This is a genomic window from Amphritea atlantica, from assembly GCF_024347255.1.
GTDB lineage: Bacteria > Pseudomonadota > Gammaproteobacteria > Pseudomonadales > Balneatricaceae > Amphritea > Amphritea atlantica.
Genome location: NZ_AP025284.1, coordinates 3,022,261 through 3,040,291 on the forward strand (window position 1 = coordinate 3,022,261; position 18,031 = coordinate 3,040,291).

Annotated in this window: 20 protein-coding genes; 2 read left to right on the plus strand and 18 right to left on the minus strand. The window is 50.4% G+C overall.

The window, feature by feature from the left end:
- Positions 1 to 40: 40 nt before the first annotated feature.
- Positions 41 to 721 carry a type 1 glutamine amidotransferase domain-containing protein gene (locus tag OCU43_RS13900; RefSeq protein WP_091357038.1) on the minus strand — a complete coding sequence of 227 codons (681 nt, stop codon included), beginning with the start codon at positions 719 to 721 and terminating at the stop codon, positions 41 to 43.
- 101 nt (positions 722 to 822) lie between these two features.
- Positions 823 to 1,833, minus strand: coding sequence for an NADP-dependent oxidoreductase (locus tag OCU43_RS13905; RefSeq protein WP_091357035.1), 1,011 nt, complete (start codon positions 1,831 to 1,833; stop codon positions 823 to 825).
- A gap of 107 nt (positions 1,834 to 1,940) precedes the next feature.
- Between OCU43_RS13905 and OCU43_RS13910 the strand changes: the two genes are divergently transcribed.
- Positions 1,941 to 2,879 carry a LysR family transcriptional regulator gene (locus OCU43_RS13910; RefSeq protein ID WP_175483493.1) on the plus strand — a complete coding sequence of 313 codons (939 nt, stop codon included), beginning with the start codon at positions 1,941 to 1,943 and terminating at the stop codon, positions 2,877 to 2,879.
- A 203-nt stretch (positions 2,880 to 3,082) separates the two neighbouring features.
- On the opposite strand, the gene OCU43_RS13915 is transcribed toward OCU43_RS13910, so the two are convergent.
- From OCU43_RS13915 to OCU43_RS13945, 7 genes are all read right to left on the minus strand, one after another.
- The gene (locus OCU43_RS13915) at positions 3,083 to 3,433 is read right to left on the minus strand and encodes a RidA family protein (RefSeq protein WP_091357029.1); all 351 of its coding nucleotides are present in this window, start codon (positions 3,431 to 3,433) and stop codon (positions 3,083 to 3,085) included.
- A gap of 33 nt (positions 3,434 to 3,466) precedes the next feature.
- Positions 3,467 to 4,861: an FAD/NAD(P)-dependent oxidoreductase gene (locus tag OCU43_RS13920; protein ID WP_091357026.1), complete on the minus strand. Its 1,395-nt coding sequence runs from the start codon at positions 4,859 to 4,861 to the stop codon at positions 3,467 to 3,469.
- Entirely contained in the window at positions 4,858 to 5,178 is a 321-nt protein-coding gene (locus OCU43_RS13925; protein ID WP_091357023.1) for a (2Fe-2S)-binding protein, read from the minus strand. Before OCU43_RS13925 ends, OCU43_RS13920 begins: the two co-directional genes overlap by 4 nt.
- Positions 5,156 to 6,286 carry an NAD(P)/FAD-dependent oxidoreductase gene (locus tag OCU43_RS13930; RefSeq protein ID WP_091357020.1) on the minus strand — a complete coding sequence of 377 codons (1,131 nt, stop codon included), beginning with the start codon at positions 6,284 to 6,286 and terminating at the stop codon, positions 5,156 to 5,158. Before OCU43_RS13930 ends, OCU43_RS13925 begins: the two co-directional genes overlap by 23 nt.
- A gap of 71 nt (positions 6,287 to 6,357) precedes the next feature.
- Positions 6,358 to 7,359: a TRAP transporter substrate-binding protein DctP gene (gene dctP, locus OCU43_RS13935; RefSeq protein WP_091357018.1), complete on the minus strand. Its 1,002-nt coding sequence runs from the start codon at positions 7,357 to 7,359 to the stop codon at positions 6,358 to 6,360.
- A gap of 78 nt (positions 7,360 to 7,437) precedes the next feature.
- Positions 7,438 to 8,736 carry a TRAP transporter large permease gene (locus tag OCU43_RS13940; protein WP_091357014.1) on the minus strand — a complete coding sequence of 433 codons (1,299 nt, stop codon included), beginning with the start codon at positions 8,734 to 8,736 and terminating at the stop codon, positions 7,438 to 7,440.
- Positions 8,729 to 9,235: a TRAP transporter small permease gene (locus OCU43_RS13945; RefSeq protein ID WP_245756539.1), complete on the minus strand. Its 507-nt coding sequence runs from the start codon at positions 9,233 to 9,235 to the stop codon at positions 8,729 to 8,731. The genes OCU43_RS13940 and OCU43_RS13945 overlap by 8 nt, the downstream gene beginning before the upstream one ends.
- Positions 9,236 to 9,462: 227 nt before the next feature.
- On the opposite strand from OCU43_RS13945, the gene OCU43_RS13950 reads away from it, so the two are divergent.
- On the plus strand, positions 9,463 to 10,389 hold the full coding sequence (locus OCU43_RS13950; protein WP_091357008.1) for a LysR family transcriptional regulator: 927 nt from the start codon (positions 9,463 to 9,465) through the stop codon (positions 10,387 to 10,389).
- A gap of 42 nt (positions 10,390 to 10,431) precedes the next feature.
- Here the strand turns inward: OCU43_RS13950 and OCU43_RS13955 are convergent, their stop codons facing one another.
- From OCU43_RS13955 to OCU43_RS13995, 9 genes are all read right to left on the minus strand, one after another.
- Positions 10,432 to 11,982, minus strand: coding sequence for a GSCFA domain-containing protein (locus tag OCU43_RS13955; RefSeq protein WP_091357005.1), 1,551 nt, complete (start codon positions 11,980 to 11,982; stop codon positions 10,432 to 10,434).
- Positions 11,983 to 12,237: 255 nt separating this feature from the next.
- Positions 12,238 to 12,828, minus strand: a complete 591-nt coding sequence (locus OCU43_RS13960; protein ID WP_091357003.1) for a HupE/UreJ family protein — start codon at positions 12,826 to 12,828, stop codon at positions 12,238 to 12,240.
- A gap of 29 nt (positions 12,829 to 12,857) precedes the next feature.
- Positions 12,858 to 13,520: an urease accessory protein UreG gene (gene ureG, locus OCU43_RS13965; protein WP_091357001.1), complete on the minus strand. Its 663-nt coding sequence runs from the start codon at positions 13,518 to 13,520 to the stop codon at positions 12,858 to 12,860.
- 38 nt (positions 13,521 to 13,558) lie between these two features.
- The gene (locus OCU43_RS13970; RefSeq protein ID WP_091356998.1) at positions 13,559 to 14,239 is read right to left on the minus strand and encodes an urease accessory protein UreF; all 681 of its coding nucleotides are present in this window, start codon (positions 14,237 to 14,239) and stop codon (positions 13,559 to 13,561) included.
- Positions 14,217 to 14,663, minus strand: a complete 447-nt coding sequence (gene ureE / locus OCU43_RS13975) for an urease accessory protein UreE (RefSeq protein WP_091356996.1) — start codon at positions 14,661 to 14,663, stop codon at positions 14,217 to 14,219. The genes OCU43_RS13970 and ureE overlap by 23 nt, the downstream gene beginning before the upstream one ends.
- Before the next feature lie 39 nt (positions 14,664 to 14,702).
- Positions 14,703 to 16,409, minus strand: coding sequence for an urease subunit alpha (gene ureC / locus OCU43_RS13980; RefSeq protein ID WP_091356993.1), 1,707 nt, complete (start codon positions 16,407 to 16,409; stop codon positions 14,703 to 14,705).
- The gene (locus OCU43_RS13985; RefSeq protein WP_091356991.1) at positions 16,406 to 16,732 is read right to left on the minus strand and encodes an urease subunit beta; all 327 of its coding nucleotides are present in this window, start codon (positions 16,730 to 16,732) and stop codon (positions 16,406 to 16,408) included. Before OCU43_RS13985 ends, ureC begins: the two co-directional genes overlap by 4 nt.
- 12 nt (positions 16,733 to 16,744) lie before the next feature.
- Positions 16,745 to 17,047: an urease subunit gamma gene (gene ureA / locus OCU43_RS13990; RefSeq protein WP_091356988.1), complete on the minus strand. Its 303-nt coding sequence runs from the start codon at positions 17,045 to 17,047 to the stop codon at positions 16,745 to 16,747.
- A 67-nt stretch (positions 17,048 to 17,114) separates the two neighbouring features.
- Positions 17,115 to 18,029: an urease accessory protein UreD gene (locus OCU43_RS13995; RefSeq protein ID WP_091356985.1), complete on the minus strand. Its 915-nt coding sequence runs from the start codon at positions 18,027 to 18,029 to the stop codon at positions 17,115 to 17,117.
- Between the last annotated feature and the right edge of the window lie 2 nt (positions 18,030 to 18,031).

The following is an 18,031-nucleotide window of genomic DNA, read 5'->3' on the forward strand; positions in this document are numbered from 1 at the left end:
GGGAGCTTTTGCTCCCGTTTTTTATGCCTGCGGAACTGACCTACTGACTCAGCCGGGCGAGAAGCGCCTTCGCTACCTGCGATGATGACGCAGGGTTCTGACCGGTAATCAGCTGTCCATCTTCAACCGTATAAGGCACCCAGTCAGCTCCCTGGCTGTATACCCCACCCCGTTTTTTCAACTCATCTTCCAGAAGAAAGGGAACCACTCCGGTAAGACCCACAGCAGCTTCTTCAGTGTTACTAAAACCGGTTACTTTGCGGTTTTTAACCAGTGGCTCTCCCCCTGCATCCCGGGTATGCAACAATACGCTGGGAGCATGACAGACCGCTGCCACCAACTTACCCTGACGGGCAAAGGACTCAATCAGTTCAATAGAGCGCTGATCATTGGTCAGATCCCACATCGGCCCATGCCCCCCCGGATAGAAGATTGCATCAAACTGATCGGCAGTTATATCTGCCAGTTTGGAAGTATTAGCCAGTTTTTGCTGCAACTCTGCATCCTGATCAAAGCGACGGGTTTCATCAGTCTGAAACTCGTCAAGCGCACTTTTCGGATCGATCGGCGGCTGCCCTCCGGCAGGCGATGCTAAGGTGATGTCAGCGCCGGCATCGGCCAACACATAATAAGGCGCAGCAAACTCCTCAATCCAGAATCCAGTTTTCTCACCGGTATCACCCAGTGCATCATGGGACGTTAGTACAAATAAGATGTTCATATATTCAATCCAACAAATCAGTGATTGTCTGGCAGGTACTGACACACTGAATAACTGATTCAGAACGCCCGGATCCTGCCGTAAAAGGTCGATAGAGTTAATCAGGTAAGCTTAACCAGCATCTTGCCCAGATTGTGACCGTTAAACAGCCCGATAAATGCCTCAGGGGTTTGCTCGATACCCTCGAAGACAGTCTCTTTCCAGCTAATTTTTCCTGCAGCAATCCACTGCATCATCTGTTCTACAAACTCCGGATAGCCATCCCAGTGTTCAAAGACGATAAATCCTTGTATTTTCAGCTTTTTAATAACAATCTGCGCCAGGTTAGCCGGCCCCGGCTGCGCTGATGTGGCATTGTATTGACCGATCATACCGCACACAGCGATACGGCCATGATCGTTCATAAGGTTTAGTACAGCTTCGAGGTGATCACCACCCACGTTTTCAAAATACACATCAATCCCTTCAGGGCAGGCTTCCGCAATGCTGGTTTGCAGATCCTCTGAGGTTTTGTAATTAACCACCGCATCAACCCTCAGCTCATCAAGCAGATAACGGGCTTTCTCATCTGACCCAACACTGCCCGCAACATAACAGCCTTTGAGTTTTGCGATCTGACAGACTATCGCCCCAACAGCGCCGGATGCGGCAGACACAAACACCCGGTCACCCTCTTTAAGTTCGGCAATTTTAAGCAGACCGGTATAAGCGGTCATACCGGTCATGCCCAGGACACTGAGAAATGCCTGATCAGCAATCTCTGTTTTCGGTAGTAACTGCAGATCATTACCCTCTGAGGTAAAGTATTCGCGCCAGCCATTCATGCTGGAAACTTTACTCCCCACCGGGAATTGAGGATGACGGGATTCAACTACTTCACCCACGGCTCCCCCACTGAGCACCGTATTCAGGGCAAATGGCTCAACATAACTGGCACGCTCAACCATCCGGCCACGCATATAAGGGTCAACCGAGAGCCACAGATTTTTAATCAACACCTGCCCCTCTTCCAACACCGGAACAGGCTTGCTCACCAGATTAAAATCTGCCTTAACCGGCATGCCCTGCGGGCGATTCAGCAGATGAATTTCGCGATTTGATTCAATATACATTCAACACCTTAAATTTTCGTTGTCTGAGAATGATGAGTAGTCTATTCTCCCAAACAACATGCATCCAATGCATACCATACATAATCAACATAATTAAAAATTATATTATGAATATCAGCCATCTCTCCTCGGCCGACCTCAATCTGCTACCGGTTTTTCAGGTGTTACTTGAAGAGCGTAGCGTCACCCGGGCGGCAGGCAGACTGAACCTGACGCAACCGGCCATCAGTCGCAACCTGACACGTCTCAGAGAGCTCTTTAATGATCCCCTGTTTACCCGGACCCCCAAAGGATTAGCACCCACTCCCCGCGCTGAAGCGCTGGCACTGCAGTTGCATCAATCGCTACAGGATCTGAGTCAGCTAATCTCCCCTGCCACCTTCAATCCGGCAACGGCAACACAAAACTTCAGGCTGGCGACAACTGATTACGGTACCCAGGTATTACTGCCTCCGGTTCTGAAGCGGATACGTGCTGAAGCACCAGGTGTCAATCTGGAGATCGTCCCCTGGCATGAAAATTTGGTGCAACAACTGGATCATGAGGATATCGATCTATCGATCTGCGCCGTCGAGGATGCTCCGGCAGCTATCCATGGTCGCGGAGTGGGTTTTGACCGGTTTATCTGTGTCGTCAGAGAGGATCACCCGCTGATAAAACGGGGATTGAGTCTGGAAAGCTATGCCACCTACCCCCACGCGCTGATCACCATGGGCGGTGCTCGCAAAGGCGCTATCGACTACCTGTTAGAAGAACGGGGGCTGAGCCGGCGTATCGCATTAAGGGTGCCGCATTTTGTCGCGGCCCTGGCGATGATTTCACAAACCGATCTGATTCTGACAGTGCCATACGGTTTAGCGGTCAGTTTTGCTGAACAGTACAAATTGCAAATGTTGCCCTTTCCTATGGAACAAAAAGGCTTTACCTATTCCATCATCTGGCATGAACGGCATATGAAGGACCCTGGCCATGTGTGGTTACGCCAGTTGGTATTTGAAGAGCTGACCAAAACGCTCGAGGAGCTGAATGTGGGATTCAGAATTTAATTAAACCTGAGTCAATATCAGGCCGGTTATTCGCATGCCTTTCACATATCGACTACTAGCCTATTGAAGTTTAATGATTTTCCATAATCGTTAAAGAAGTAGAGAGGAAAACTGCAAAGGGTAACGCTCTGCAGATCCTCCATCCTGGATCAAACAGTCATATTAATACCGGTAACAGTACTGGAAACAGATAGTCTGACTCATCAATCTGTAGCCGCTATTACTGAGATCTCCACCAGCAACTCAGGGCTTGCCATAGCCGCCTCAACACAGGCCCTGGCGGGTGCATGACCCTCAGGAACCCAGCTATCCCAAACCGCATTCATCTCTGAGAACAGTGCCATATCCTTAAGATAGATCGTCGCTGAAAGAATCTTTTCCGGACTACTGCCCACCGAAAACAATAGATCAGATACCTTATCCAGCATGGTCCGGGTCTGTTGCGAAATATTTGCACTACGATCTTCAGCGACCTGTCCGCAGAGATACGCGGTGTGATTATGAATCACTATCTTACTCATCCGAGCCGCTGTCTCGTGGCGTTCAATTGTCATGATTTATGTCTCAATTATTAAATATTATGCGTATTAGGCGTCACTCTGACTAAGTCCAGCTAACTCACCTAATGACACCGGTTTTATGGGAAAACGGATGTGGTAATAACCAACTTCTTCCGGGCTCTTACCCAGTTCATCTGCCAGCAAAGCTGTAACGGTTGCTCCACACTGGCGACCCTGACATGGACCCATACCGGAACGACAAAATGCTTTGGTCTGGTTCGGGCCGACACAGCCGTGTTGAGTAAGCCCTCGAATTTCTGCAGCCGTCACCTCCTCACAGCGGCAAACGATAATTTCTCCCTGCGGCCGGAGGAACATATCCAGAGGTCGGTATAGGTGATCCAGAAAAGGACGAATCGCAAGCTGATCGTCCAGCGTCTTGCGTAACTGATCGATGCCGATAACAGCGGCCCCTTCTTGATTTAACTGATACGCGATCTCCTTAGCGACAATCCGCCCCTGAATCTCTGCAACGATGGCCCCGCCAATACCACCAGAGTCCCCGGCAATAAAGATATCCGGATGACTGCTGCAACCGTTTTCAGATAATGTCGGTTTCCAGCATTGCTGTACCTCATCCCACTGATGTTCTAACTCAAGCGCTCTGCCCAGTTGAGTATTGGGAATAACCCCCTGATGGACCAGTAATGTCTTACATGGAAGTTGGTGATGAACACTTCCCTTGCGAAAGCTGACCGAAACCAGGTTACCGTCACTGCCCGATTCAGCCGTTAACTCTGTTGCGCTTTTATAATATCTGACTCCACTGCGGCGGATCTCGTTGAGCATCCGAGCCCCTTTAAGCAGATAGCGCCAGCCTTTAATTGCACCGAAGATCTCCTTCAATGCCCGTCGATAGTTACTGGTCGGGGTTGTATCGACGATTGCTTCGATTCTGACACCGGCTCTGATTAGCTGGCAAGCAATCAACAGCAGCAACGGACCGCTGCCTGCTATCACTAACGGCCCTGTAGGCGTGAGACCCGATGATTTCAACAAGATCTGAGCAGCGCCACAGGTCATCACACCAGGTAGTGTCCACCCAGGAAATGGCACCGGACGCTCCTGCGCGCCGGTTGCCAGCAGAAGTTTTTTAAATCCAACCTGACGACTAATACCCTTCACGGAGAAGCTCAGAGTATTATCAGTGGTCACATCCCATACCGTTGCATTGGCGACATGAGTTACCAACACATGGGACAATCCCGCTAATAAGGTTTCACCTGCATAGTAGTCTTGTCCCAGGATCGAGCGATCCTGCAGTATAGGTCGACCAATATTTCTGTAAATTTGCCCGCCTGCACGCGGCTGTTCATCCAGAATAAGAGTATTGAGTCCTGCTTCACCAGCCTCCCTGGCAGCTGCCATACCCGCAGGTCCGGCGCCAATAATCACCAGATCAAATTGCTGTAAACCCGTCATACATCGCCTCCGCTAACTTCTCGAGCCCCTGTCTGAACAGTGATGACCATCCCTTCACGCACCTCGGTCATACAGGCTTGTGTGTTAGGCTTTCCGTCAATATTCATTAGACAATCAAAGCAGACTCCCATCATGCAGTAAGGCGCCCGACCCGAACCGCTAACCGGCGTTGTGCGGGTCGGCCTGAGGCCGGCATGCATTACTGCAGCGGCGACGGTCTCACCTTCCAGAGCGAATATTTTTTGTCCCTCTACCGTGATCTCTACCTCTGCTCTTTCATGGCAGGGTAAACGGTTAAAGCTGAAATCTGCTGCCATGAAACTTCTCCAAATCGATAGCGGGATCGGCAATCCCCGTTGCAATCCAGTCAGCAATAGGCCCCGCATGCGCAGCCGCCAGAGTGACACCACTATGACAGGTAACAAGATATGCACCAGGGTATTGTTCGGACTGCTGATAGACAGGATTGCCATCCGGCGTCATGATGCGCAAAGCACCCCAGGAGCGGATAAGGTTCACATCTTTCAACAGGGGAAACATCGTTGTTGCACGGTGAGCGATCTGTGCCAGTACATCTGTTGTGGTACCGGTATCGAAGCCAACATCTTCTTTTGAATCACCACACTGAACCGTCCCTTCAACCGTCTGGCGAACATGGCCGGTAGGATAATTTAAAAAAGGCTTAACTCTTTCAGCGATCAGCACCTGCCCACGATTAGGAAAAACCGGCGCGTCGATACCCACCATCGGGCCCAGACTCTTATTGCCTAAACCCGCTGTTAGCACGACTTTATTGCAACTAAACTCACCCTGTTCTGACTGCAGTACAAACTGACTTTTTTTTGGAATAATATTGCTGACCTGTCCCGCATTAACCAGCTTGCCACCCAGTGATTCAAACCGGGCAACCAGAGCCCGCAATAGATAGAGCGGATTCACATGACCATCTTCAGGCCCCCAGGTAGCGCCTGCCACTTCCGGTCCGATCTCCGGGATCAGTTCCCGCAACTGCTGCAGATCAAGTACGTCGAAGGGGTAGCCCTGTGGATGTTCCGCTGCCATCTTTTCCAACATCTGTTGCCTGCTGTTCAATTCAGACTCACTCAGACAGACAAACAGGCCTCCCCGTTGCTGCAGCTGAATATCGATACCGGTATGTTGAGTCAGATCTTCTGCCAAACCACCCCACAGCTTAGCCGAGAGACGTGTAATTCGGGTATAAGCCGGAAGGTTATCCCCTTTACCCTGCACCCAGACCAAACCAAAATTGCCCCGTGATGCACGCAAAGCGATATCGCCTTCATCATAAACAGTGACTTGCTGCCCCTGGCGTTGAATACCCAATGCAATACAGAGCCCAACCAGACCACCACCAATAACAGCTACGTCAGAGCTGCCACGGTTTAGCCGCACACTCTCCGTCATATGCTTTCTCCAATACACAGGGGATTTATCAGTAAAAACGGCCAGGCGATCACCTGACCGAAGGTGCTACTTTATTCAGCCATTGCGGCTTTCAGAATCTTGTCTGCCCACTCTTTACCGATATCGTTAATAATTTCCGGCCATACGTTCTGCTTGACCTTTGCAGCAGTCGCAGCCAACTGTTCCGGTGTTACCTTAACGATCGTTGCGCCAGCATCAACCAGACGCTGTTCGTTGGCAGCCTGATCTTTTTCTGCGGTTTCCCAACGACGGTTTTCAAACTCCAGAGCAGCCTGAGCAACAGCCTGCTGCTGATCAGCTTTAAGATCATTGAAGCGCTCTTCGTTGATCAACAAATACCAGACTTCAAAATGAGTATTAATTGGCACATAGTACTTAGTCACATCACGGAAAGAGGCATAGTAACCTTCCGCACCAGAACCAATTACGCCATCAACAACGCCGGTCTGAACCGCGGTAAACGCTTCAGAAAATGGCAGTGGCGAAGCGATATATCCCAAATTATCCGCTAAAAGCTGAAAGACCTTGATCGGAGGTACACGAACTTTCGTCGATTTAATCACACTGGAGTCTGCTGCACCTTCAACATCTTTATTTAACGCAACACCGCCAAAATAGACTGGCCACGCCGCCAACACTTTGATGCCCTGCTGTTTATACAGATCAGAAACAGTGTTTCGCATCACAGAACCGGGGCCGAATTTCTTTTGCGCGTCCGCCCAGTCCTGGGCCATATAAGGCAGAGACACGATCTGGAAGCGCTTATCCACACTGGAAGCAATTGGTTGAACTGCCATATCAACAGCCCCGAGACCAACTCGCTCCTGAACCACCGTGTAATCACCCAGAGCATTTGCCGGATACAACTTAATTTTTAATTTTCCATCGGTTGCCGCTTTAACAGCTTCAGCAAACTGAGCCGCATCTTTATCAATTGCGGTACCCTGTGGGCGAACATGGGACAGCTTCAACGTAGCTGCTTCAGCTACACCAAGTGTAGCCAGTGATAAAGAAGCCGCCAGAACCAGCTTTTTAGACAGTGAAGTAAACATAACTTTCCTCATTTTTGTTGTTGTCCCTGGGGACGATGTTTTCAACTTAATTTTCAGCTTTTGAGTAGTTCATCATTTCTAGTAGCCAAGCATGGTCGGAATGAATTCAGACAGTTCAGGAATAGTCAGCACCAATACCACCACAGGCAGATAGCCAAATAGCAACAGGATCATGGCGGGCTTAATCACTTCGGTAAATTTCACATTGCCTATTCGGGCACCCAGATACAGGATGCTGGCATACGGAGGAGTTACGCCACCCATCGCAGTAGTCACCCCCATAATGGCAGCAAACTGAATTGGACTAACGCCTAGCGCATTCATCAGCGGCATTAGCAACGGCGCGGTCAGAATGATTGCCGTGATATCGTTCACGACCATGCCAATCGCAAAGAGAAACAGTGTTACCAGAATCAAAAGCGTTGTTTTGTCCTGCGTGATTTCAAAGATCGATTCGACCAGTGCCTGAGGGATATCCTCCATTACAAACATCTGGCTCAACATCAGGCTGAAAAGAATCATGATCAGAATCGCACCCACTGCCGTAGCGGATTCTTTTCCCGCTTCAAGAAATGCCTTCCAGGTCAGACCTTTGTAGATCATAAATCCTACAGGCAGGGCATAGATAACAGCAACGGCTGCTGCTTCTGTTGGCGTCATAATGCCACCATAGATGCCACCCAGAATAATCACTGGCATCAACAGCGCAGGGATTGCATGGACCGTGTTATTTCCCGCCAACTTAACGGTCTCACTGAAAGAGACTTTATCGTCCATCACCAGTGGAAACTTACGCGCCATAATCAGGTTGACGATGGCAAAATTGAGCATGATCAGCAGGCCAGGCCCCAATGTCGCCAGAAAGCTGGCCAGAATAGATGTTTCGGTTACCCAGCCATAAACGATCATGGTGACGCTCGGCGGAATCAACAGACCCAGTATCGAAGAGTTAGCAATCAGTGCAGTCGCATAAGCGCGGGGATAGCCCTTACGTTCCATCTCTGGGATTAGCAGAGGACCGATCGCAGCAATACCAGTAAGACCACTACCAGAAATAGCGCCGATGATGGCGCAGCTAATTGAAGCTACAACCCCTAAACCACCACGGATACGCCCGACAAAGACATTAACAAACTTCAATAAACTTGCGGCAATACCACTGACACTCATAATCGTGCCGGCAAACACAAACAATGGAATTGCAAGCAGTACGGGGTTAGTCAACTGACTAAAGCCCCACAACATCATCCCTTTGAAGGTCGCTTCGCCGATCAACACCATAACCATAAGGCCAGCACCAAAACAGTACGGCAGTGGAACGCCAAGGCTCAACAGAATAACCAGTACGGCAAACGCCAACAGTGCTACTTCAACCATTGTTACGATCCTCTTTCGGTGACAGCAACTCAAACTCATCAAGTTCACTCGTATGAGGATGCTCATGATCAATCAACTTATCAGCGCCAACGTCCCCTGAGAGCAATACCCGAATATGTCTGAACAGATGCATCAAGACATAAAATGTCATCAGTAACAAACCAATAAACAGAGCTGATTCATAGATAAGTGTTGGCAAATAAAGGGTTGGAGTCTCTTTTTCTACCCGCACCGCATATTTAAAGTAATCCCAGGCCCAGTAAGTCAGCCAACCCGAGATGATCAGACTGACAGACTCAGAAACAACCAAAAGAATATGACGTGCCCGTTCTGTGCTGAGGAAGACTTCGAGCACATTTGCCCGGATCTGAGTGTCTTCACGGGACGCATTGACAGCACCGAGAATGTAGAGCCATAACGTTGGAATAACCGCAATCTCTTCCAGCCCCATAATCGGTGTTTCGAAAACATAGCGCGTTATCACCTGAACGAATTGCATACCTGCAACCGTACTAATCAATATCGCCAAAGTGTATCTGAACAGTGCCTCCATAATTATTATCTCTATGCTGGAGCCCATAAATCAGCACTTCCGGAGAAGCACCCCTGTTTGTGTTGTTACATGATCATAAATCAAACAAATAATATCAAATACCAATTATTACGTAGTTGATAATACAATGTTATATTTATGACAGATCAGGAGAACCATCAGGAGGGGCATAAATGGCTAAATTAAGTTTCAGACAGGTCGAAGCATTTCGTGCGGTCATGATCGCTGGAACCACCACAGGCGCAGCGGAGATTCTCTATATTTCCCAGCCGGCGGTCAGTCGACTGCTCAGTGATTTTGAAGACTCCGTTAAAGTCCCCCTTTTTGAGCGACAGAAGAAAAGACTGATCCCTACGCCTGAAGCGCAGATTCTGTTTGAAGAGATAGAGCGCTCATTTGTCGGCATCGAAAAACTGGCACGAACAGCTGAAGAGTTAAGAGCATTTCATCGGGGAACACTTCGAATAGCTTGTATGCCCGCGCTTGCGCATACGTTACTCCCCAAAGTTTCCAGTGAATTTATGGAGCAGAATCATGGTATTTCGATGACACTGCAGGTACGCAGCTCTCAGCAGGTGGCTGACTGGATCTCCACTCAGCATTTCGACATCGGTCTCTCTGCAATCGCGGTGTCTGATCCAGCAATCAAAACCGAATCACTGGCGCACAGTGAACTGGTTTGTATTTTGCCGCCCGGTCACTGCCTCCAAAGTAAAGCGACTATCACACCAGAAGATCTGGAAAATGAGGTGTTTATATCACTGGGTACAGAGCAAAGTATTCGCTACAAAGTGGATGATGTCTTCGAACACGCCGAGGTAAACAGAAAAATGCTATTTGATACTCAGGTATCTCATGTTGCCTGTAGCTATGTGCTTTCAGGTTCAGGCGTATCCCTGGTTGATCCGGTTACCGCTATAGGCTTCATAAAACAGGGCCTGATAGTGAAACCCTTCGCCCCCTCAATACGCTTTAATTACAACCTGATCTACCCCGCAACCCGACCGGTATCACAATTGGCACTGGATTTTTGTAAACTGTTAAAAAAACGCCTGAAAGAGCTTTCTGAAAGTTCAGAGAATCTGTTTAAGATAAAATAACAAGCAGAATCATAGTTAAGGAATATACTAAAACGATACTCTCTACTTTTTAGCTTCGATATAGATGGGACTAAAGTTCAGATCATCACCACTCTCGGCGAACACAACCCTAATCAGTTGTCCCTCTGTCTGGCTCAAATCTAAAGGTACTTTGAAGCCAACGTTTTCATTTTTGAGCCCCAGATGTCTGGCAACATCCGGACGGGCTAAAGCAGGGATCTCTGTTTTTATAACTGCCTTACCCAGCAGCACTTTAATCTGAACCGGCTTACCGCTGTTCTGATTACAGGCCCAACCATTAAGACACTGACCGTCCCAATGATCTACATGGCCAACTAAGGCGTCCTTGGATAGCTTCCTGAATATACTCAAGACCGAATCGATATGTTGAACAAAGCTCAGATGACGATAGGTTTTAAGATAGGAAGAACATTTAAAAAATAGTAATTTAACCTTCCCACTCAAACCTGTATTCATCGCGGTCCAGAGCAGAAAAACCTCTGTAGAGCTGGTTTTCTGACCCTTTCTTATTAGCGACAATAATTTTTTAGCATCCTTAATGAAACCACCGTAATACAAAGACTTAACTTTAAGTAGCAAGTTCTTTTCATGGTCCGCGTCAGTTGCATCAGTGAATTGAGCCATGACATTACCCATGATGTAATCAACAAAGCTTGAATCAACATGCCGGTAATCATCATGACGCCAGATTGCTGACGGATTACTCAGTGTGACAAATTCATAGCTGGGAAAATAGTTAACATTGGCTTTACTCGCGACAAGCTCCTCTACCGTAACCCTGAGCACCGCTTTAGAGTAACTGTTAGATATAAAGACATCCTGCTCCCTGAATGTATAGGTAAGCGGTATTGGAGAAACGGTAACTAACAACCTGAAATCAGGCTTAAGATGCGTTGTCAGCAACTGATAGATTGCATTCAGATAAAACGAGGTAGTTTCATAGTCAAATACATGCAGTTCAAACCGTTCCGGGTACGTTTTTATCAAACTGTGTGGCACAGCAACATTCAAATATCGCTGTGTGTCTTTATCAAACCAGACTTCACTGACACCCAGAGTCAATATAACGACATCGGCTTCTCTGATTGCAGAAAATGCGCGGTTAAACGCATCACGAAATGTTTTACCAAATTCACGGCTGTAACTTCGCTGCTTCCCGGTCAATTGATAGTCCTGAACAATGTCCTCACCGATATTGATCAGCACTTGATCATGACAGTAGGGTTGCTCGGGATCTAACGCCCATGCCAATTCATTATAGATAGAAGCAACATTATATTTATGAAAAACAGAATCGTTATTAAAGGGACTATCCTCTGATTTTGGTAAATCATGAAAAATGGATAGCACATCATAATTCTGTCGATATAGCGCCTGGCTTATCTCATTGGCAAAACAGGACCCGATACAAAAAATCTTCTCATCGGGATTAATCTTAAAGCTTACTTTTGCTTCGGGGGTTGCGATGGGGTATAAGCGTTCAGGATTCCGTCTGGAGGGCCACCGTCTGGTTTTGTTTCTCTGGTTATCCCTTGACCATGCATTTTCACCTGAGATAATTTCAATTGCCATTTTTTACCTAGACATCAACAAATTAACGTAACGCTGTACACACCACTTAAAAATCAACGCAATTTATTGAATTTTATCAGGTATTTTTTAACATTTCTCTACAGTTTTAGTAGTTCAGATTTAGCTATCTGCTTAGCCAGATCAGTTCCTCAAGATATACTCCGTGGAAATCAGCATCCCGCGCATCATCATTGCTTTCCCCCTAAAGCTCTCCCTGTAACATCAAGTACAGGGAGAGTACATACCTGCTGCCAATCAAACCGCCGCCAGCACACCAAACGCCGCCACCGCAACACCGGCAATACGGGAAACCATACCCATACTGTAGCTATCAGCCAGCTGGCCCAGACGAGTGCCTGCCACCAGCAGCACCGATGTAGTGATCAGGAATCCAGCGATGTAGGCAAGTGGATGGACTGCCAGTGGCAGTTCAGCGCCATGGGCCAGGCCGTGGAACAGGGCAAAACCTGACGCGACAGCTATCCCCGCCACCAGAGAGAAACGCACCGCCAGTGCCAGCAGCACACCTGCAGCGATCACGGAAACCACAATCCCCTGTTCGACGAACGGCACGCTCAGTCCGGTCATTGCCAGCAGAGTACCCGCGACCATCGCCAGCAAGAATGCGGCAGGAACGGCAATACGGGTGCGGCTGGACATGTCATGCGTCTTACCAACCGCCATCAGACCCACGGCCAGCATCACCAGCAGATGATCTGCGCCCGATAGTGGATGCAGAATACCCTGAACAAAACCGGCCACTTCATGACCGGTATGTGCCATAGCTGACAGAGGTGCCATTGCACCGGCCAGGGCCAGCAGACGTAACTGATTGCGTTTATTCATTGTTGTGCTCCTTACTATCCTATTAAATTTCAGACAACTGCCTTAACCGGCGGCAGTTGCTTCGATTCCAGCATCCCTTCGGATACGATAAAGTCGATAATCTGTTGCAGCCCTTCCGCCTTTTTCAGATTCGAAAAGACAAAGGGGCGCTCGCCACGCATCCGTTTGGCATCCACATCCATCACCTCCAGTGATGCCCCTACCAATGGTGCCAGATCGGTCTTATTGATAATCAGCAGATCGGAGCGGGTAATGCCCGGCCCACCCTTACGGGGAATCTTATCGCCTGCGGAGACATCGATCACATAAATAGTCAGATCCGACAGTTCCGGGCTGAAAGTGGCACTAAGATTATCGCCACCGCTTTCGACAAACACCACATCCAGCGCACCATGACGGGCGATCAGTTGATCTATCGCCGCCAGATTCATCGAGGCATCTTCACGGATCGCCGTATGCGGACACCCTCCGGTCTCTACGCCGATAATACGGTCGGCATCCAGCGCCTCATGCTGGGTGAGAAATTTCGCATCCTCCTGGGTATAGATATCGTTGGTGACAACGGCGATATCGTAATGTTCGCGCATCGCTGAACAGAGTGAGCGTAGCAGCGCTGTTTTACCCGATCCGACCGGACCACCTACGCCGACACGCAGTGTTTGTTTTGGTTTACCTGGCTGTTGTGTGCTCAAAATAACGCTCCTGAATGTTACTGTTCCGCCTGATCCTGTCAGGAACGGAATAATCTTGAATACTGTGTTTCATGGCCCGCACTGGCGATAGCCAGCCCTTGCAGACCACTGCCAATCTCATCGTCTGTAACCGCGTCTGCCCGACTGATCGCCTGGGGTAACAGTGGTTGCAGCTCGCCCAGCAACTGCTGAGCCTGGGTCTGCCCCAAAGGTACCAGTTTAGTCGCGGCCGCGACCTGATTTTCCAGCCATGACCAGAGAAACCCCAGGGCGGTGGTCGGATAATCGATCTGCCAGTTCTGCGCGGCGATACCAAACAGCACAACAAAGCTTAACTCAGCGGATGGCGGCAACGGCTGGGACAGGTCAAGGCTGACCAGCAAACGGTTCATCGCCTCCCCCATCGCGCTGTCTGTGAGTCGCAACTCACGGGTTTCACGGCAGGCCAGCGCCAGATCGTTGCACTGTTGCAGCTGTTGCTGATCCTGCGAAGCTGCAGCGGTCATTGCCAGTCGCAACAACGGCAGATCGGTCTGCGCGACCGAATAGAGCAGTTGCTGTTCCAGCCACTCAGATACCTGCTGAGCGTTTCTGATCCAACCGGTGTCAATGGCATACTCCAGCCCCTGAGAGAAGGCATAGCCCCCCACTGGCAGGCTCACGCTACTCAGCTGCATCAGCCTTAACAGCGCGCTATCAGTGGTGGTGATGGCCGCCATGACTGTAGGCTCCCGATTCCGGTACAAATACGTCTTCCAGGTGGGTCAGGGTCAGACCTAACAGTTCCAGCATCTCCTCCAGCACATGATCCGGCTGCATCCGCAACCAGCGCTCCCCCACCTGGAGTTTTACGTGCCGGTTGCCCAGGTGATAACAGGCCCGGGCAAAGGTCTGCCAGTCATCACATTCAGCGTGGGTTACCGGCTCGACCGCACCTTCGACCTTAATAAATTTGCCACAACTGCTTTTCAGATACTCGCCCACCAGCAACGGTTTGCCCCGCTCCAGAAACAGACGGATCTCTTCACCATTTTCACCGGTCAGTTTCAACCGGCCCCGGTCTCTCTGTTCCTGACTCAGCACCACGGTGGTATACACCGTTTCGTGGCAGTGATCGCCTAAGCGCTCATAAACTTCCAGCATCTCTTTTCCTTAAAAACAGGCGTTAAAAAACGGCTTCGCTTAAAACAAGTTGTACAGTTGCGCCAGTGGCAAAACGTCCGCCGGTTCACAGGTTAACAACTCACCATCGGCCCGCACCTCGTAGGTTTGCGGATCAACCGTAATGACCGGCATCCAGTCGTTATGCACCATATCTTTCTTGCCGATATTCCGGGTATTAGAACAGGCCACCAGGCGACGGTTCAGCCCCAGTTGCCCACCAATATCTTTTTCCAGCGCCGCGCCAGAGACAAAGGTCACCGAGGTCTTAGCCGGAGCCTGACCAAAAGAACCAAACATCGGCCGGTAGTGTACCGGTTGCGGGGTTGGAATAGAGGCATTCGGATCACCCATCGGCGCCGCGGCAATCATGCCACCCTTGATAATCAGCGAGGGTTTAACGCCAAAGAATGCCGGTTTCCACAACACCAGATCCGCCAGTTTGCCCGGTTCAATCGAGCCTACCTCGTGAGAGATGCCGTGGGCAATCGCCGGATTAATGGTGTACTTGGCAATATAACGACGGGCACGGAAGTTATCGCAGCCCAGGGTTTCATCTTCCGGCAGCAAACCAAACTGCGTTTTCATCTTATGGGCGGTCTGCCAGGTACGGGTGACAACTTCACCCACCCGGCCCATTGCCTGAGAGTCCGACGAGATCATGCTGAAGGCACCACGATCGTGGAAGATATCCTCCGCCGCAATGGTCTCTTTACGGATCCGCGAATCGGCGAAGGCGACATCTTCGGGAATATTACTGTCCAGGTGATGACACACCATCAACATATCCAGATGCTCATCCACCGTATTACGGGTGTAGGGACGGGTCGGGTTGGTCGACGATGGCAGTACATTCGGGTAGGCACAGGCGCGGATAATATCCGGCGCGTGGCCGCCACCAGCCCCTTCCGTGTGATAGGTATGAATCACCCGGTCTTTAAACGCTGCGAGGGTGTCATCGACAAAGCCGGACTCGTTCAGAGTGTCGGTATGGATCGCCACCTGTACATCATACTTATCCGCTACGGAGAGACAGTTATCGATGGATGCCGGGGTCGTACCCCAGTCCTCATGCAGTTTCAGGCCGCAGGCACCAGCTTCCAGCTGCTCCTCCAGTGGCTTCGGCAGGCTGCCGTTCCCCTTACCCAGAAAACCCAGATTCATCGGCATAGCATCGGTCGCCTGCAGCATCTTACCGATATACCAGGGGCCCGGCGTACAGGTAGTGGCATTGGTGCCGGTTGCGGGTCCTGTTCCGCCCCCAATCATAGTGGTCACCCCGGACATCAGCGCCTCCTCTATCTGCTGCGGGCAGATAAAATGAATGTGCGCATCTATACCACCGGCGGTGAGAATACTGCCCTCCCCGGCGATCACTTCGGTACCCGGCCCGATAACGATATCGACATTATCCTGGGTGTCCGGGTTACCCGCTTTACCTACCTTAACAATACGCCCATCACGGATACCGACATCACCTTTAACGATGCCCCAGTGATCCAGCACCAGCGCGTTGGTGATCACCAGATCAACACAGATATCGTTACTCAGTTGACTCTGCCCCTGACCGTCGCGGATAACCTTGCCCCCACCAAACTTCACTTCATCGCCGTAGGTGGTGAAATCTTTCTCAACCTCAATCCAGAGTTCAGTATCCCCCAGCCGCACCCGGTCACCGGTTGTGGGGCCAAACATCTGTGCATAGGCGGTGCGATCCATCTTTGTCATACGTCATCCTCCCCGCTCTCAAGACTGCCCATCACCTCACCACGAAAACCATAGACAGTGCGGCTGCCGGCATATTCCACCAGTTCAACGTCACGCCCCTGGCCCGGTTCAAAGCGAACAGCAGTGCCGGAAATAATATTCAGACGGTAACCCCGGGCCTGTTCGCGGTCGAACTCCAGCGCCGGATTCACCTCATAAAAATGATAGTGGGAACCGATCTGCACCGGACGATCACCACGATTTTCCACCCGCAGGGAGATCGTCTTACGTCCCTCGTTCAGCTCAATGGAGCCTTTAGCAGCCTGTATCTCTCCAGGAATCATCGTCTTCTCCTCTTAGCAGATCGGGTTATGCACGGTGACCAGTTTAGTGCCATCGGGGAAGGTCGCTTCCACCTGTACTTCGTGGATCAGCTCCACCACTCCGGGCATTACCTGATCAGCACTCAACAGGGTTTTGCCATAGCCCATCAGTTCGGCGACGGTTTTACCATCCCGGGCCCCCTCCATGATCTCCATGGTCAGATAGGCCATCGCTTCCGGATAGTTCAGTTTCAGACCCCGGTTAAGGCGACGTTCGGCCAGCAGGGCCGCAGTAAACACCAGTAACTTGTCTTTCTCTCTTGGCAACAGTTCCATCATCTATTCCTTTAACTTATCTCGTTCATGGCGTTCAGCGGATGAACGCTTTCAGAATTCACAGTATTCAGGTCGCCCAGATACGGGGTTCGCAGGCTTCGCGCCCCAGCAGTTGCGGCCGGATCTCATGCCAGCAACGGATAAACAGTTTCATCGCCTGATCAGTCCGGTTGCCGAGATAACGAATCGTCATAAACTCCCCCGTCAGACTCACCGCCGCCAACGCATCGCACTCACCAGTCAACTGACGCAGTTGCTTGATCAGTGTCTCAATCAACGGCACTGAGGCCTGAGTATCGGTCAGGGTAAACGGCCCGGCCACCATCAAACCGGTCACCGGATATCCCCGCAATCCGGCACTGCCCCCCAGCAACGTCCGGTTACGATCATCAATCTGCAATCGCTCGCGCAACAGAACCCGCCCATTGCGGTTGATCTGTAGCGTCTGGGAAAGATTGCCGCTATCAAACGGCAGGTTCTGGTTAGGCATCCCCAGGCTGGTGATCTCCCAGCCGATAAAGTGGGCGCCGTCCGCCAGATTCACATGAGTGTCCAGTCGGGTACAGGCATCGGGATAGAGAATAGTTTCCATCGGCAGCCACTCAACTGAGCTATCAGGACCAACGTTAAGTGTATTGGTCTGGTGTTGCAGACTGCGATCAGGCCGCGCCCGGTAGACACGACCAGCCCCGGGAGTGGTCAGCAATGCATGGCTGTTATCACCACAATTCACTCTTATCTGCAGACGGTCACCGGAAACCATACCACCCGGAGGGTGCAGCAGATAGACCTGGGCCAGGTCTGGCCCTTCAGGGTAAAACGCTTTCTGCACGTAGAGAGGCCCCTGGTGTTCAGCGCGTTGCAATACAGTACCCCGGGCTGTGCGGCCAAACTGCAGCGACAGTTCGGCGTTCCAGGCTGAAGCGTGCCGCTGCTGCAGGATTTCTGGCAGGCGTGGCGTCGGTTGAGACAGACTTGTCATAG